Genomic DNA, 16,106 nt, shown 5'->3' on the forward strand with positions numbered 1-16,106 from the left:
GTTTGCAAACCTCGTTTCATTTCGCATCGGAATGAAACGAGGCCGCTGAAGAGGTTGACGAGCCTTACCCCTGGCACTGACTACGCAGTTAGGGCTGCTTGGTTCCCCACCTGACCCGGTTGGCCACTTCACCATGCAGGGAGGCCCGTCAGTGCGGATTGTAACCCGCCGAGGTGTGCCCACTCCGTGGTGCTCTGCAAAGGATGCAAGCCTTTTTTCATTGCAGCGCGGGTTCGAGGACCGTCGCCGCGCCTTTTAGAATGCCCGCAATGTCTTATCTCGTGCTCGCTCGCAAGTTCCGTCCGAAAACCTTCGGTGAGATGGTCGGTCAGGGGCATGTGGTCCAGGCGCTCGAGAACGCGCTGACCACGCAGCGCCTGCATCACGCCTATCTTTTCACCGGCACACGGGGCGTGGGCAAGACCACGGTCTCGCGCATCCTGGCGAAGTCGCTCAACTGCCAGGGCCCGGACGGGCAGGGCGGCATCACCGCCACGCCATGCGGTGTCTGCCAGGCCTGCCGCGACATCGATTCGGGCCGCTTCGTCGACTACACCGAGCTCGACGCGGCCTCCAACCGCGGCGTGGACGAGGTCCAGTCGCTGCTCGAACAAGCTGTCTACAAACCGGTGCAGGGGCGCTTCAAGGTCTTCATGATCGACGAAGTGCACATGCTGACCAACACCGCGTTCAACGCGATGCTGAAGACGCTCGAAGAGCCACCCGAGTACCTCAAGTTCGTGCTGGCCACGACCGATCCGCAGAAGGTGCCGGTCACGGTGTTGTCGCGCTGCCTGCAGTTCAACCTGCGGCCGATGGCGCCAGAGACCGTGCTCGAGCACCTGACCAGCGTGCTGCAGACCGAGCAGGTACCCGCCGAGCCGCAGGCACTGCGCCTGCTGGCACGCGCCGCACGTGGTTCGATGCGCGATGCGCTCTCGCTGACCGATCAGGCCATTGCATTCGGCAATGGCGAACTGCTCGAAGCCGGCGTGCGCCAGATGCTCGGCAGCGTCGACCGCGGCCACGTGTTCCGCCTGATCGAAGCGCTGGCCCAGGGTGATGGCAAGACGGTGGTCGACACCTCCGAGGCGCTGCGCCGAGACGGCATGTCCGCCGCCTCCACGCTCGAGGAAATGACGGCGGTGCTGCAGGCCATGGCCGTGCTTCAGGCCGTGCCTTCGCGGGCCGAGTCCGCCGATTCGGCGACCGACCCCGACGCGGCGGACACCGCGCGCCTCGCATCGCTGATGCCGGCCGACGAAACCCAGTTGCTCTACAGCCTGTGCCTGCACGGCCGTGGCGAGCTGGGCCTGGCACCCGATGAATACGCCGCGCTGACCATGGTGTTGCTGCGGCTGCTGGCCTTCAAGCCTTCCAACGCGGCTGCTGCGACAGCCTCCCCGGAAAAAAAAACTCTGAATGAAGCCGCGGTCGCGGCGCCGACGGCTCCGTCGCGCATTGCGCCCCCCGTTCCGGCACCTGCGCCTGCGGCTGAATCCCCGACCGCGCCCGCCCCGATGCCGCCAAGACCGGCCCCGGCACCAGCCGCGCAGTCGGCTCTGGCCCCCGCAGGACAGCGCCTCTCAGTAGTCGACGAGCCCTTGCGGCAGCCCGCACCCCGGAGCGAGGGCGCATCGGAGGCCCCGGCCAAGGTCGTCGGCGTCCCCATCCGCGTGCAGCCGCCACCCGGTGCGCGCGATGCGCCCCGTACCGAAGAATCGCGCAGCACCTACACCCCCATCCCGACCAGCGAAGACGGCGACTTCTGGTATGCCACGGTCACGCAGCTGGTCGCCGCCGAAGCCGTCGCGGCCCTGTCCCGCGAGCTGGCCCTGCAGTCGCAACTGGTGGCGCGCGACACCGACCAGTGGATGCTGCGCATCGAGCGCGAAACGCTCAATCAGCCGTCCAGCCGCGAAAAGCTCACCGCCGCATTGAATGCGCTCGGCCACGACGTCAAGCTGGTCATCGAAATCGGTGGCGTGGTCGACAGCCCCGCGCGCCGCAACAAGCAGGCGGCCGACGAGCGCCAGCGCGTGGCCGAAGAGGCCATCCACAACGATCCCGAGGTGCAGGCGCTGATGCGCGACTTCGATGCGAAGATCGTGCCCGGAACGCTCAAGCCGGCCTGACCCGCGAGCGGCAACAATCCCGGGTCGGCCCTTGCGGCACTTCAGCCCGGCCACCATCTCTCTTATCCTTCCTCCACTTTCCAACCAATCAGGACCAACGATGTTCAACAAAGGACAACTGGCCGGCCTCATGAAGCAGGCGCAGGCAATGCAGGACAACCTCAAGAAGGCCCAGGAAGAACTGGCGCACATCGAGGTCGAAGGCGAATCCGGCGCCGGCCTCGTCAAGGTCGTCATGACTTGCAAGCACGACGTCAAGCGCATCACCATCGACCCCAGCCTGCTGGCCGACGACAAGGACATGCTTGAAGACCTCGTGGCTGCGGCCTTCAACGCCGCCGTGCGCAAGGCGGAAGAAACCAGCGAGCAGAAGATGGGCAAGCTCACCGCTGGCATGCCGGGCCTCCCGCCGGGCATGAAGCTGCCGTTCTGAGCCATTGATGGCAGACGCCAGTTCGCTCGACGCGCTGGTCGATGCGCTGCGTCGCTTGCCCGGCGTCGGCGTCAAGTCGGCTTCGCGCATGGCCTTCCACCTGCTGCAGCACGACCGCGAGGGTGCGCAGCTGCTTGCACGCGCATTGCAGCAGGCCGCCGGCAACGTGCGGCATTGCGAGCTTTGCAACACCTTCACCGAAGCGCCGATCTGCAGCGTCTGCATGGACTCGCGGCGCGACGGAACCAAGCTCTGCGTGGTCGAGACGCCGGCCGATCAGGCCGCGCTCGAACGCACCGGTGCGTTTCGTGGCTATTACTTCGTGCTGATGGGCAAGCTCAGTCCGCTCGACGGCATCGGGCCCAACGACATCGGCCTGAAGAAGCTCTTCGAGCGTGCGCTCGACGGCACGGTGAGCGAGGTGATCCTTGCCACCAACTTCACGGCGGAAGGCGAAGCCACCGCGCACGTGATCGGTGAAACGCTCAGGCAGCGCGGGCTCAACGTGACGCGCCTTGCGCGTGGCGTGCCAGCCGGCAGCGAACTCGAATACGTGGACCTCGGCACCATCGCGCACGCACTGGTCGACCGCCGGTAAAAAAGCCTCGACGGGGCACCGCGCGCCGCGCAACGGAGACAAATCGACATGACTTTTTCATTGCTCACGGTAGCCTACTGGTGCGTGTTCATTGCCTGCGGATTGCCGTACCTGGCCGCATGGATCGCCAAGGCCGGCAGCTTCGGTCCGCGCGACAACCTGCACCCGCGCGACTGGGCCGCAAAGCAGAGCGGCTGGCGTGCACGTGCCAACAGCGCGCAGGCCAACAGCTTCGAGGGCTTGCCGTTCTTCATCGGCGCGGTGGTCATCGCGCATCAACTCGGTGTGGCGCAGGCGCGGCTCGACATGCTCGCGGTGGCTTACGTGGTGCTGCGCGTGATCTATCTGGGCCTTTACATCAAGGGCATCGGCGTTGCGCGCAGTGCGGTCTGGTCCCTCGCGTTCATCGTCAACATCGCGATCCTTTTTCTCGCGCGATAGACGCGCATCGCAGGCCTGCGAGAGGCCTTCGTGCTTACGTAAAAACCCGCACGGGATGACCCCGATGCAGGCGCATGAGGGCGCCCCTAAGCTCGATTCAGTTCACAGGAATCACAGAGCCCTCAGGCACCGTTCATGCTCCATCGCCGCACCCTTATTTCTGCTTCCGCCATCGCCGCCGCAACGATCGCATTGCCGCGTGTCTTTGCGCAGCAGGCGAAGCTGGAGAAGACCAAGGTCTCCATCGCGGTCGGTGGCAAGGCGGCGTTCTATTACCTGCCGCTCACCATCTCCGAGCAGCTCGGCTACTTCAAGGCCGAAGGCCTAGAAGTGGAGATCTCCGACTTTGCAGGCGGCGCACGCGCGTTGCAGGCGGTGGTCGGTGGCTCGGCCGATGTGTGCTCGGGCGCCTACGAGCACACCATCAACCTGCAGGCCAAGAACCAGTTCTTCCAGGCCTTCGTTCTCCAAGGCCGCGCACCGCAGATCGCGGTGGGCGTGTCGACCAAGAACATGGCGGGCTACACCGGCATCGCCGATCTCAAGGGCAAGAAGATCGGTGTCTCGGCGCCGGGCTCGTCGACCAACATGGTGGCCAACCTCGTGCTCTCGCGCGGTGGCCTGAAGGCGAGCGACGTGAGCTACATCGGCGTGGGCGTGGCGGCCGGTGCGCTGACTGCATTGCGCTCGGGCCAGATCGATGCCATCAGCAACACCGACCCGGTGATGACGATGCTCGAACAGAAGGGCGACGTGAAGATCATCAGCGACACGCGCACGCTCAAGGGCACGCAGCAGGTGTTCGGCGGCACGATGCCCGCGGCCTGCCTCTACGCATCGACCGAGTTCATCCAGAAGAATCCCAACACCTGCCAGGCGCTGGCCAATGCCATCGTGCACGGGCTCAAGTGGCTGCAGACGGCGGGGCCGGGCGACATCATCAAGACCGTGCCCGAGACCTACCTGCTGGGCGACCGCGCGCTGTACCTTGCGTCGTTCGACAAGGTGCGCGAGTCGATCGCCACCGACGGCCTCGTGCCGACCGACGGGCCCAAGACGGCGCTCACGGCCATCGCCAGCTTCGACACTTCCGTGAAGGCCGACAAGATCGACCTCTCCAAGACCTACACCAACGATTTTGCAAGGCGCGCGAAAGACAGGTTCAAAGCCTGACTGCGAACGTCCCGCGACCCGGCCCAGGCCGGGTTTTTTATGCCATGTCCGACTACGCCCTCGAACTCCTTTCCATCAGCTGCACCTTCCACTCGAAGGACGATCCGGGTCAGCGCTACACGGCCGTGGCCGACACCACGCTGCGCATCCGGGCCGGGGAGTTCGTCTCGGTGGTCGGGCCCACGGGCTGCGGCAAGTCGACACTGCTGAACGTGGGAGCCGGCCTGCTTGAGCCGTCTTCCGGCACGGTGAACGTCTTCGGAAAGCCGCTCTCGGGTGTCAATGCACGCGCTGGCTACATGTTCCAGACCGAAGCGCTGATGCCATGGCGCAGCGCCATCGACAACGTGATGGTGGGCCTGCAATACCGCGGCGTGCCCGATGCCGAAGCGCGCAAGCAGGCCGAGGCGTGGCTGTCGCGCGTGGGGCTTTCGGGCTTCGGCGACCGCTACCCGCACCAGCTCTCGGGCGGCATGCGCAAGCGCGTGGCATTGGCGCAGACGCTGGTGCTCGACCCCGACATCATCCTCATGGACGAGCCCTTCAGCGCGCTCGACATCCAGACGCGCCAGCTGATGGAAAACGAAGTACTGGACCTCTGGAGCGCGAAGAAGAAGGCGGTGCTCTTCATCACACACGACCTCGACGAAGCGATCGCAATGAGCGACCGCGTGGTGGTGCTGTCGGCCGGCCCGGCGACGCATCCGATCGGTGAGTTCGCCATCGACCTCGCGCGTCCGCGCGACGTGGCCGAGGTTCGCACGCAGCCGCGCTTCGTCGAACTGCACACCCAGATCTGGGAGGTACTGCGCGACGAGGTGCTCAAGGGCTATGCGCAGCAACTGAAGAAGGCCGCGTGATGTCGCGCCTCAATGAACGCAACGCGCGCATCTGGCAACTGGCGTTGCTGGTGGTGATCCTGGTGGCGTGGCACCTGGCTTCACGCAACCAGCAGTTCGCCTTCTTCGTCGGCGAGCCGATCCAGGTGGCAGGGCGCATCTGGAGCTGGTTCCTGCCATTCGAGGTGTCGCCCAACGCGCTGTTTCCCGAAGGGCTGAAGGGCAACGCCGACATCTATCTGCACCTGGGCACCACGCTTCTCGAAACGGTGCTGGCCTTCGGCATCGGCACCGTGCTGGGGCTGGCCTGCGGGCTCTGGCTGGCGCTCGCGCCCACGGCGAGCATGATCCTCGATCCCTACATCAAGGCCGCCAACTCAATGCCGCGCGTGATCCTTGCGCCCATCTTCGCGCTGTGGTTCGGCCTGGGCATCTGGAGCAAGGTGGCGCTGGCGGTCACGCTGGTGTTCTTCATCGTGTTCTTCAATGTCTACCAAGGCGTGCGCGAGGTGAGCCCGGTGGTGCTGGCCAACGCGAAGATGCTGGGCGCCAACCAGCGGCAGTTGCTGCGCACGGTGTACCTGCCGAGCGCGACGAGCTGGGTGTTCTCGAGCCTGCACACGTCCGTCGGCCTGGCCTTCGTGGGCGCGGTGGTGGGCGAGTACCTGGGCTCGGCGCGCGGCGTGGGCTACCTGATCCTGCAGGCCGAGGGGACCTTCGACGTCAACACCGTGTTCGCCGGCATCGTGGTGCTCACGGCCTTTGCACTGGTGCTCGATGGTGTCGTCGGCCTGATCGAAAAGCGCCTCATGAAGTGGCAGCCCAAGACGGGCGAAACCGAGAAGTTGTAGCGCCCGGGCGTATCGGCCCAGAGCCCTCACCGTGCGATGATCGCGCCCGCGCCGGGGGCGCAACAACGACTTATGGGGGTGAATCTTGAAACACAACAAGAATGAACGCGCGAGCACCTTGCGCACGCGTGGCGAGTCGGCCAGGGTCTTGAACGAAGAGCTTTTCTTCGACCTTGTCTATGCGTTTTCAGTCACGCAACTGTCCCACTACCTGCTGGACCACCTGACGCTGCTGGGCGCGCTCCAGACGCTGGTGATGTGGTTCGCGGTCTGGCTCGGCTGGCAGTACACGGCCTGGGCCACCAACTGGTTCAACCCCGGCACGCTGCGCATCCGGGGCGTCCTGTTCGGAATCATGCTGCTGGCACTGGCGATGGCTTCGGCCCTGCCCGGAGCTTTCGCCGAACGAGGCTTGGTCTTTGCGCTGTGCTTCGCGGGCATCCAGGTCGGCCGCACGCTTTGCATGCTGATCGCGGTCGGGCGCAACCACGCGCTGGCGCCCAACTTCCGGCGCCTGCTGGCCTGGAACTGCGTGGCCGCGGTGTTCTGGATCGCGGGTGGCTTTGCGGAAGGGCAGGCGCGCCTCGCCCTGTGGTTCGGTGGCGTGCTGTGCGAATACATCGCGCCGATGATCGGGCTGCGGTTTCCGGGGCTGGGGCGTTCGTCGACGGCCGACTGGACGATCGACGGCGGCCATCTGGCCGAGCGTTGCCAGCTGTTCGTGATCGTGGCACTGGGCGAATCGGTGCTGGCCACCGGCATCGCATTCGGGCATCACGCCGAATGGCATTCGATGGATCTGTTCGCGCTGCTCGTGAGCTTTGCGGGCAGCCTGGCCATGTGGTGGATGTACTTCGACACCAGCGCGAAAGAGGCCACGCACGTCATCGAGCACTCGAGCGACCCCGGTGGCGTGGGCGCCAAGTTTCATTACACGCACGTGATCCTGGTGGCCGGCATCATCGTGTCGGCGGTGGCCGACGAACTGGTGATCGGAGAGGGCTCGCACCACGCGGAGTGGAAGTACCTTGGAGCCCTGCTCGGCGGGCCGGCGCTCTACCTGTTCGGCAATGCGCTGTTCAAGCGGGTGGTGCGTGGCTTCCTGCCGCAGTCGCACCTTTACGGGCTGGCCTTGCTTGCAGTGCTGGCGATCTTCGCGCCGCACCTGTCGATGCTGGTGGTGGGCACGCTCACGACTGTGGTGATGATCGCCGTGGCGGCACTGGAGGCCGTGGTGCGTCGCCGGGCGTGGGCTGCGGAGTCGCATCCGCAGCACTGAATGTCGTCCGATGCCTGCCGGGGCTGTGCCCGGCAGGTTTTTCGCATCAGTGCTTCTTCTTCGCTGGCGTCTTGACCGGCGTGCCGCCGCGCTTTTCGCGCACGACCTGCTGCTTGCTGCTGGCGGGCACCTTCACGATCTGGCCGCCACGCGAGGCGGCTGCCTTCGCCGGCGCCGCGCCACCGCGCTTGGCGGGAGGTGCCGCCGTGTGGCCGCCGCGGGCAGCCACCGACACGCCGGCACCCGCACGGGCCGCGACCGTCGCACGAACCGGCAGGTACACCACCACGCTGTAGCCACGCTTGAAGGCGTGGTTGGGCTTCACGTCGTTCCACTCGGCGACGTTGGTGGGCTTGAGGTTGTAGCGGCGCGCGATGCTTGCCACGTTGTCGTTGCGTCCGGCCTTGACGGTCGTGCGGCGGTTGACGATCTCGGGCTGGAAGCTCAGGTGGCCCTCGTCGGCCACGACGGCGGCCACGTCTTCCTTGACGCGGGCGCCGCGCGGCACGATGAGCGTCGAGCCCGCCTTGATGAGCATGCGCGGCGGCACGTTGTTGATTGCGCGCAGGTCGCTCTCGCTCATGCCCGAGCGCTGGGCCGCGTCGGCGACCGTCATGGTGGTGGGCACCACCCAGGCCGTCCAGCTGGCGTACTGGCCTTGCGCATAGGCATCGAAGTTGCGCTGGAACACGGCCGCGTTGTCCCACGGCAGCAGGATCTGCGGTGTGCCGGCGGCGATCAGCACCGGCTTGTGCGCGGCCGGGTTGAGCGCGCGGAAGTCTTCGAGCCGCACGTCGGCCAGCTTGGCCGCCAGTTCGACGTCGAGGTCGCGCGTGAGCGTGACGGTCTGGAAGTAGGGGTGGTTGGCGATCAGCGGCAGTTCGGTGTTGAACGCCTGCGGATTGGCCACGATGTTCTTCACCGCCTGCAGCTTGGGCACGTACATGCGCGTCTCGGCGGGCATGGTGAGGTCGCTGTAGGTGGTGGGCAGGCCCAGGCGCTGGTTCTTGGCGATGGCGCGGCTCACGCTGCCTTCGCCCCAGTTGTAGGCGGCCAGGGCGAGTTGCCAGTCGCCGAACATGCCGTAGAGCTTTTGCAGGTAGTCGAGCGCGGCGCGGGTCGAGGCCAGCACGTCGCGACGGTCGTCACGGAAGATGTTCTGCTTCAGGTCGAAGTCGGTGCCGGTGGCGGGCATGAACTGCCACATGCCGGCGGCGCGCGCGCTCGAGATGGCTTGCGGGTTGAATGCGCTCTCGATGTAGGGCAGCAGCGCCAGCTCGGTCGGCATGTTGCGCCGCTCGAGTTCCTCGACGATGTGAAAGATGTACTTGTTCGAGCGCTCGGTCATGCGCTGGATGTAGTCGGGCCGGCTGGCATACCACTGCTCGCGATCACGCACCATGTCGTTGTCGAGGTTGGGCATCTTGAAGCCACGGCGGATGCGATCCCACATGTCGACCGGTGGCGCGAGCGTGACCACGCTCTGCGAATGAGCCTGGCTGCTCGAAAGAGGGGTGAGGGCGTCGCGCGGGTAGACCGGAGACGTGCTGCCTGCGGCTTGGGGAGAGGTCGAAGAGGGTGTGGAGCTGTTGTTCGTGGTCGCGCAGCCCGCGAGCACCAGTGAACCTGCAAGGCAGGTGGCAGCGATAAATTTCATCGGAAGTCGTTTTTCCATTGGCGCAGTGCGGCAAACACATCGGCTTCGCCTGCATCGGCAGAAAGCTCGGCATGGGCACGCACCGCTCGAAGGACAGTGGCTTCGCGGCTGCGAAGAAAGGGGTTGATCCGGCGTTCAGTCGCCAGTTGCGACGGCAGTGTGGGCTGCCCCTGTGCGCGCAGGCTTTCGCAGCGCGCGTTGTAGTGAGTCAGATCGTCGTTGGCGGGTTCCACCGCACGAGCGAAACGCAGGTTAGCAAGTGTGTATTCGTGGGCACAGCACACGCGCGTGTCGCCCGGCAGCGCCGCGAGCGCATCGAGCGAGGCCAGCATCTGCGCGGGCGTGCCCTCGAACAGGCGGCCGCAGCCGCCGGAGAACAGCGTGTCGCCGCAGAACAGCAGTGGCGCCTGTCCCGCCGTTGCCGGCAGGAAGTAGGCGATGTGGCCCGCCGTGTGGCCTGGCACGTCGATGACCTGGAAGCGCAGGCCGAGCACCTCGGCGGTGTCGCCTTGCGAAAGCGGCGTGAACGGCTCCGGGATGCGTTCGCGTGCGGGGCCCCACACCGGTGCGCCCGTGGCGGCGTGCAGCGCGGCCACGCCGCCGGTGTGATCGGCATGGTGGTGCGTGACTAGAATCGCGGCCAGCTGCAGCTTGTGGCGCGCCAGCGCGTCGAACACCGGTTGGGCATCGCCCGGGTCCACCACGATTGCGTTGGGTCCGTCGTGCAGCATCCAGATGTAGTTGTCAGCGAAGGCGGGCAGCGGAACGAGGGTCATGAGCGGTCAAATTATAGGTTTGCAGGATTGGTTCGCGACCCCCCCCGGCCGCTACCTGCTGGCGTGGGAGCAGGCCCAGTTCGACCAGGCGGTGGCCGATGTGTTCGGCTACCACGCGCTGCAGCTGGGCGCGGCGGAGGTCGATGGCCTGCGCGCCAATCGCATGCCGCACCGCTGGCTGGCGCTGGACGACCCGGCCCGGGCCGGCAAGGCGACGCTGCTGGCCGACTTCGCGGCGCTGCCGTTCGCGGCCAACAGCCTCGACCTGGTGGTGATGCCGCATGCGCTGGAGCTGAGCCCCGACCCGCACGCCACGCTGCGCGAGGTCGAGCGGGTGCTGGTGCCGGAGGGCCGCGTGGTGATCTGCGGGCTGAACCCGACCAGCCTCTGGGGCATGCGGCAGCGCCGTGCGCACATCTACCGCAAGCTGGGTATCGGCGACCTGTTCCTGCCGGAAGGCGGGGAGTTCATCGGCTATTGGCGGATGCGCGACTGGTTGCGGCTGTTGAGCTTCGAGGTGGAATCGGGCCGCTTCGGCATCTACCGGCCGGCCGTGCGCAGCGAAGCCTGGCTGGAGCGTTCGCGCTGGATGGACGCGGCCGGCGAGCGCTGGTGGCCGATCTTCGGCGCGGCCTACTTCCTGGTTGCGGTCAAGCGGGTGCGCGGCATGCGCCTGCTGAGTGCCGACTGGCGCCGCGCCGGTGCCCGCGCCACGGCCCCCGTGCCCATCGCCGGCAAGGTGCATCGCCACGAGGCCGGCAAGAATTGAAGACGAATGAATTGAATGAATGATCGAATCGAAAGCAGAAGGAAAAGCCAGTTTGAATGAAGTCGTGATCTACACCGATGGCGCGTGCAAGGGCAATCCGGGCCCGGGAGGCTGGGGCGCATGGCTCAAGTCGGGCGCCACCGAAAAGGACCTGTTCGGCGGTGAACTCAACACCACCAACAACCGCATGGAACTGACGGCCGTCATCGAGGGCCTGGCCGCGCTCAAGCGGCCCTGCAAGGTGCTGCTGTACCTGGACAGCCAGTACGTGCGCAAGGGCATCACCGAATGGATTCGCGGCTGGAAGGCCAAGGGCTGGATGACCGCCGGCAAGCAGCCCGTGAAGAACGTCGAGCTCTGGCAGCGGCTCGACAAGCTGGTGGCCGAGGGCGGTCACCAGATCGAATGGCGCTGGGTCAAGGGCCACTCGGGCGATCCGGGCAACGAGCGCGCCGACATGCTGGCCAACAAGGGCGTTGACAAGGCATTGGGACGCATCTGATCGATTGAGCCCCGGCTCGTTCGTGGAACACCGCGGAACCGGCTCTGCCGGGCTGCAGGTGTTGCCCCCGGCGAGGGGGTTGGCGAAGCGACACGAAGTGCGCGAAGCCTGGGGGAGTACCTAGATACAGCCGTCGAACATCATCACGTCCACCTCGTCGCCTGCGGCGACGGGGCCTTGGTCGTGATGCAGCACCACGAGCCCGTTGGCTTCGAGCATCGAGCTCAAGACGCCCGAGCCCTGGTTGCCCGCAACGCACACCTCGGGCAATGCGCCCGCCACCGCCTTGACGAAGCCGCGCTGGTACTCGGTGCGGCCCGGCTTCTTGCGGATCGCGCTTGCGCTGCGCGCCCGCAGCAACGGTGGCGGTGCGGCTGCGGCCTCGTGGCAACCCATCATGCGCAGCAGCGCTGGCCGCACGAAGGCGAGAAAAGTCACCATCACCGCGACCGGATTGCCGGGCAGGCCGAACAGCACGGCCGGTTGTGGTGACGAGGCTTCTTCACGCGGAATCAACCCAACGGCCAGCGGCCGTCCGGGCCGCATCGCCACGCGCCAGAAGGCCATGTCGCCCAGTTGCTGCATCACGTCGCGCGTGTGGTCGGCCGCACCGGCGCTGACGCCACCGCTGGTGATGATGGCGTCGGCCTCGCGCGCGGCGCGTTGCAGCGTTGCGGCCAACGTGGCGGGGTCGTCGCGCACGAGGCCGAGGTCGATCACTTCGCAGCCCAGCCGCGCCAGCAGGCCGAACACGGTGTAGCGGTTGCTGTCGTACACGGCGCCTTCGCGCGGCGCATCGCCGAGGCTCAGGATTTCATCGCCAGTCGAGAAGCAGGCAACACGCAGCCGCCGCAGCACCGGCACGCTGGCCAGGCCCAGGCTGGCGACCATGCCGAGCGCGGCGGGCGAGAGCCGCTCGCCGCGGCGCAGTGCGGCCTGGCCCTTCATCAGGTCTTCGCCGGTGAAGCGGCGGTTGTCGCCGCGGCGCAGCACCTTGGCCGGAAAGCTCACGCGATCGCCTTCGACGTTGCAGAACTCCTGCGGGATCACGGTGTCGAGGCCGGGCGGCATCATCGCGCCGGTCATGATGCGGACCGCATCGTGGGCGCCGAGCGCGCCGCGCCAGGCCGAGCCGGCCAGCGCCGTGCCCACCACGCGCAGGCAGATGGAGGCATCGATTGGCGGATCCTGCGGCAGCACCGCGCCATCGAAGGCGTAGCCGTCCATGGCGGAGTTGTCGTGCGGCGGCACGCTGATGGGCGAGACGATGTCTTCGGCGAGCACGCGGCCCAGGGCCTCGAACAGCGGAACGGTTTCGCGCTGCGTGACGGCTGCCGATGCGGTCAGCGCCGAAAGAAAGGCCTGCACCGCATCGACGCTGAGGTCGGCGGCGTCATAGGCCGGCAGGGCGGCGGCAATGTCTGCGATGCGGCTCATCGGTTTTCGAGGGCTTGCAGTTCGGCCAGGGTGTTGGCGTTGAAAAAAGCGTCGGGCGCATCGCTGGGCCGGTCGAAGGGCACGGCCACGGTGCGGTGCTGGGCGGTCCATGCGTGGACCTTGCGGCCGCCAGCTTCGGTGAAGCGGCGCAGGCTGTCGTGCAGGTCGGCGCGCAAAAGACAGAAGACGGGCTGGGGGCGCAACACGGGCGGCATCGCGCTGTCGGCTGCTGCTTCGGGTGCGCTGGCCATGGCGATTTCGGCGTCGCTCGCGGCGGCCGCTTTGGCGAGGCGGACAGCCAGGTCGAGCGGAAACAGCGGCGTGTCGCACGGCACGGTCAGCAGCCAGGGCGTGGTGCAGTGCGCCAGGCCCGTCAGGAAGCCCGCGAGCGGGCCCGGGTAGTCGGCCAGGCTGTCGGGCCATACCGGCACGCCGAAGGCCTCGTAATCGGCCAGGTTGCGGTTGGCGTTGACCATGAGCGCCCCGACCTGCGGGGCCAGCCGCCGCATCGCATGCAGCGCCAGCGGCTCGCCGTTGAAAAGCTGCAGGCCCTTGTCGACGCCGCCCATGCGCGAACCGCGTCCGCCGGCCAGCAGCAGGCCGGTGATGTCGGCGGGTGCGATGGCATGCGCAGGCATGGCGGCCGCCTGCGTCATCCGCCGATGTAGCTCATCTCGACGCGGCGCGGTGCCTTGCCGTTGGCATTGCTGTCGTTGTCGTCGTGGTGGTTGTCCGGGCCGCGCAGCGCACGAAGCTCGGAGTAGCGGTCGGCACGGCCCTGCCAGATGTGGCCGATGGCGGAGGCAATCTCGTCGTCGCTGGCGGTGCCGCGCAGCAGGGGGCGCAGGTCGTGGCCGGCGCTGGCGAAGAGGCACAGGTAGAGCTTGCCTTCGGTCGACAGGCGCGCGCGGCTGCAGTCGTGGCAGAAGGCCTGGGTCACGCTGCTGATCACGCCGACTTCGCCGCCACCGTCCGCGTAGGCCCAGCGCTGGGCGGTTTCGCCGGGCGTGCTGGCTTCGAGCGGCACGAGCGGGAATTCGGCGGCGATGCGCGCGATGACATCGGCCGAGGGCAGCACCTCGTCCATGCGCCAGCCGTTGGTGGCGCCCACGTCCATGTATTCGATGAAGCGCAGCACCACGCTGCCGCCGTGGTGCTCGCGGAAGTAGCGCGCCATCGGCAGGATCTCCTGGTCGTTGGCGCCACGCTTGACCACCATGTTGACCTTGATCGGCCCGAGGCCGGCGGCCCGTGCGGCGTCGATGCCGGCCAGCACGTCGGCCACCGGAAAGTCGACGTCGTTCATGTGGCGGAACACGGCGTCGTCGAGACTGTCCAGGCTCACCGTCACCCGCCGCAGGCCGGCGGCCTTCAGTGCGGCGGCCTTGCGCGCGAGCAGCGATCCGTTGGTGGTGAGCGTGAGTTCCAGCGGCTCGCCGCCGGGCGTGCGGAGTTCGGCGAGCTGTTCGATCAGTCCCTCGATGTTCTTGCGCAAGAGCGGCTCGCCGCCGGTCAGGCGGATCTTGCGCACGCCGTGCGCCGCGAACAGGCGGGCCAGGCGCGTCATTTCCTCGAAGCTCAGCAGCGCGCTGTGCGGCAGGTACTTGTAGTCCTTGTCGAACACGTCCTTCGGCATGCAGTAGCTGCAGCGGAAGTTGCAGCGGTCGGTCACGCTGATGCGCAGGTCGGTCAGGGGACGGCCGAGGCGGTCGAGCAGCAGGCCGGTGGCGGGCACGGGCACCTCGGGCACCGCGACGGCGGGGCGCAGGTGTCCGACCTCGGTGATCGGAATGACGGTGCTGCTGCTGTTCTTCATGGTGGAGACGAACGCCGATTTTGCGCCATCGACCAAGGGCCGGCGCGCCGCGGGCTACTTGAGCATGGCCGCGTACACCATGTCGCGCGTGAGGCTGCGGTAGTGCGTGCGGTACTTGGGTGACTGCAGCATGAGCACGACGAACATCTCGTTCTTCGGATCGACCCACATGTAGGTGCCGCCCGCGCCGCCCCAGTTGTATTCGCCGCCGGCGGCCGGGTAGGGCGCCTCGCCGTCGTTGCGGCGCACGGCAAAGCCCAGGCCGAAGCCGTAGCCGGGGCCCGGCAGGTAGAGCGGGCCGGGCACGATGCCGGCCCCGGCGTTGGAGTGGTCGGCCGTCATCAGCGCCAGGGTGCGCGGGCCGAGGTAGCGCTTGCCGTCGAGCGAGCCGCCGTTGAGCAGCATCTGCAGAAAGCGTGCGTAGTCGCCCGCCGTCGACACCAGCCCGCCGCCGCCCGATTCGAGCTTGCGCACGACGCGCGGATCGTTGAAGTCGGCCCCCACGCCGAAGCTGCGGTCATTGGCCAGCGGCTCGGCAATGCGCGGCTGGCGTGCCGCCTCGGGCACGTAGTAGCTGGTGTCCTTCATGCCCAGCGGGTCGAGCAGGCGGCCTTTCTCGAATTGGTAGAGCGACTGGCCCGACACCACTTCGACCACGCGGCCGAGGATGTCGGTGGAGTGGCTGTACTCCCAGGTCGTGCCGGGCTGGTAGGCCAGCGGCAGCTTGGCCAGCCGTTGCGAGAACTCGGCGTTGGTCGGATCGTCCACGCCCAGGTTGGCCGCGTTGTAGGCCTGCTTGACGAGGCCCGGGCCGAAGAAGCCGTAGGTCAGGCCCGAGGTGTGGCGCATGAGGTCTTGCACGGTGATCGGGCGGCGCGCGGGCACGGTGTCGAGCACCGGCTTGCCGTCGGGCCCCGGCTTCTCGACGCCGACGGTCATGCGGGCGAACTCGGGGAGGTACGTGGCGATCGGGTCGTCGAGCTTCAGGCGGCCGTCTTCCACCAGCATCATCGCGGCGACGGTGGTGATGGGCTTGCTCATCGAGTAGATGCGGAAGATGCCGTCGCGCGGCATGGCCGTGCCGCTGGCGGGGTCGAGCTTGCCGACCGGCTCGAACCAGGCGACCTTGCCCTGGCGTGCCACCAGCAGCACCGCGCCGGGGATCTTGCCGGCCGCCACGTCGGCCTTGAGCACGTCGCTGAGCATCTGCAGGCGCGGGGTGGACAGGCCGACCTGCTCGGGCGTTGCCGTGGGCAGCGACTGCGCCGCGGCGAGCAGGGGAAGGGCCAGGCCGAGCACGGCGGCGCAGAGGCTGCGCTGGAAGAACTTCATGGTGTTGTCTCCGTCTTGTTGCGAATGGAAATTCGGCACGGCGGTCTTGGGTGCCGCCTGTTGCCCTG

At 67.3% G+C, this 16,106-nt stretch carries 16 protein-coding genes and 1 other RNA gene; 10 read left to right on the top strand and 7 right to left on the bottom strand.

The features are described from left to right. Positions 1-53: 53 nt before the first annotated feature. Positions 54-150: signal recognition particle sRNA small type (ffs, locus tag ACGLHS_RS14750), an RNA gene on the bottom strand. 119 nt (positions 151-269) lie between these two features. On the opposite strand from ffs, the gene dnaX reads away from it, so the two are divergent. The 8 genes from dnaX to ACGLHS_RS14790 all read left to right on the top strand — a co-directional run bounded on the left by dnaX (position 270) and on the right by ACGLHS_RS14790 (position 7,749). Continuing rightward, positions 270-2,135, top strand: coding sequence for a DNA polymerase III subunit gamma/tau (gene dnaX, locus ACGLHS_RS14755; protein WP_394480713.1), 1,866 nt, complete (start codon positions 270-272; stop codon positions 2,133-2,135). 100 nt (positions 2,136-2,235) lie between these two features. Continuing rightward, positions 2,236-2,568, top strand: a complete 333-nt coding sequence (locus tag ACGLHS_RS14760; RefSeq protein ID WP_007836669.1) for a YbaB/EbfC family nucleoid-associated protein — start codon at positions 2,236-2,238, stop codon at positions 2,566-2,568. Positions 2,569-2,575: 7 nt separating this feature from the next. Next, on the top strand, positions 2,576-3,166 hold the full coding sequence (recR, locus tag ACGLHS_RS14765) for a recombination mediator RecR (RefSeq protein WP_394480716.1): 591 nt from the start codon (positions 2,576-2,578) through the stop codon (positions 3,164-3,166). A 48-nt stretch (positions 3,167-3,214) separates the two neighbouring features. Further along, a complete protein-coding gene (locus tag ACGLHS_RS14770; RefSeq protein ID WP_394480718.1) occupies positions 3,215-3,607 on the top strand; it encodes an MAPEG family protein in 393 nt (130 codons plus the stop codon). Positions 3,608-3,742: 135 nt separating this feature from the next. After that, positions 3,743-4,780: an ABC transporter substrate-binding protein gene (locus tag ACGLHS_RS14775; RefSeq protein WP_093240793.1), complete on the top strand. Its 1,038-nt coding sequence runs from the start codon at positions 3,743-3,745 to the stop codon at positions 4,778-4,780. Between the two features lie 44 nt (positions 4,781-4,824). Further along, complete coding sequence (locus ACGLHS_RS14780; RefSeq protein WP_394480721.1) at positions 4,825-5,640, top strand: ABC transporter ATP-binding protein; 816 nt, start codon at positions 4,825-4,827, stop codon at positions 5,638-5,640. Then, positions 5,640-6,470 carry an ABC transporter permease gene (locus ACGLHS_RS14785; protein WP_093240788.1) on the top strand — a complete coding sequence of 277 codons (831 nt, stop codon included), beginning with the start codon at positions 5,640-5,642 and terminating at the stop codon, positions 6,468-6,470. Before ACGLHS_RS14780 ends, ACGLHS_RS14785 begins: the two co-directional genes overlap by 1 nt. Positions 6,471-6,555: 85 nt before the next feature. Next, positions 6,556-7,749 carry a low temperature requirement protein A gene (locus ACGLHS_RS14790; RefSeq protein WP_394480724.1) on the top strand — a complete coding sequence of 398 codons (1,194 nt, stop codon included), beginning with the start codon at positions 6,556-6,558 and terminating at the stop codon, positions 7,747-7,749. A 46-nt stretch (positions 7,750-7,795) separates the two neighbouring features. Here ACGLHS_RS14790 and ACGLHS_RS14795 read toward each other — a convergent pair whose 3' ends face one another. Together ACGLHS_RS14795 and gloB are read right to left on the bottom strand one after the other, a co-directional pair. Then, positions 7,796-9,406 carry a transglycosylase SLT domain-containing protein gene (locus ACGLHS_RS14795; RefSeq protein WP_093240785.1) on the bottom strand — a complete coding sequence of 537 codons (1,611 nt, stop codon included), beginning with the start codon at positions 9,404-9,406 and terminating at the stop codon, positions 7,796-7,798. Then, entirely contained in the window at positions 9,403-10,182 is a 780-nt protein-coding gene (gene gloB / locus ACGLHS_RS14800) for a hydroxyacylglutathione hydrolase (RefSeq protein WP_093240783.1), read from the bottom strand. The genes ACGLHS_RS14795 and gloB overlap by 4 nt, the downstream gene beginning before the upstream one ends. On the opposite strand from gloB, the gene ACGLHS_RS14805 reads away from it, so the two are divergent. Together ACGLHS_RS14805 and rnhA are read left to right on the top strand one after the other, a co-directional pair. Then, positions 10,181-10,951, top strand: a complete 771-nt coding sequence (locus tag ACGLHS_RS14805) for a class I SAM-dependent methyltransferase (RefSeq protein WP_394480727.1) — start codon at positions 10,181-10,183, stop codon at positions 10,949-10,951. The genes gloB and ACGLHS_RS14805 overlap by 2 nt on opposite strands. 52 nt (positions 10,952-11,003) lie before the next feature. Next, the gene (rnhA, locus tag ACGLHS_RS14810; protein WP_093241719.1) at positions 11,004-11,453 is read left to right on the top strand and encodes a ribonuclease HI; all 450 of its coding nucleotides are present in this window, start codon (positions 11,004-11,006) and stop codon (positions 11,451-11,453) included. A gap of 120 nt (positions 11,454-11,573) precedes the next feature. On the opposite strand, the gene glp is transcribed toward rnhA, so the two are convergent. The 4 genes from glp to ACGLHS_RS14830 are packed head-to-tail and all read right to left on the bottom strand — an operon-like array spanning position 11,574 to position 16,038. Beyond that, the gene (gene glp, locus ACGLHS_RS14815; protein ID WP_394480730.1) at positions 11,574-12,890 is read right to left on the bottom strand and encodes a gephyrin-like molybdotransferase Glp; all 1,317 of its coding nucleotides are present in this window, start codon (positions 12,888-12,890) and stop codon (positions 11,574-11,576) included. After that, positions 12,887-13,528: a molybdenum cofactor guanylyltransferase MobA gene (mobA, locus tag ACGLHS_RS14820; RefSeq protein WP_394480732.1), complete on the bottom strand. Its 642-nt coding sequence runs from the start codon at positions 13,526-13,528 to the stop codon at positions 12,887-12,889. The genes glp and mobA overlap by 4 nt, the downstream gene beginning before the upstream one ends. Before the next feature lie 14 nt (positions 13,529-13,542). Continuing rightward, complete coding sequence (gene moaA, locus ACGLHS_RS14825) at positions 13,543-14,706, bottom strand: GTP 3',8-cyclase MoaA (RefSeq protein WP_394480734.1); 1,164 nt, start codon at positions 14,704-14,706, stop codon at positions 13,543-13,545. 54 nt (positions 14,707-14,760) lie between these two features. Beyond that, on the bottom strand, positions 14,761-16,038 hold the full coding sequence (locus ACGLHS_RS14830; protein WP_394480737.1) for a serine hydrolase domain-containing protein: 1,278 nt from the start codon (positions 16,036-16,038) through the stop codon (positions 14,761-14,763). Positions 16,039-16,106: the final 68 nt, after the last annotated feature.

The organism is Variovorax sp. VaC1 (assembly GCF_043658315.1).
Taxonomy (GTDB): domain Bacteria; phylum Pseudomonadota; class Gammaproteobacteria; order Burkholderiales; family Burkholderiaceae_C; genus Variovorax.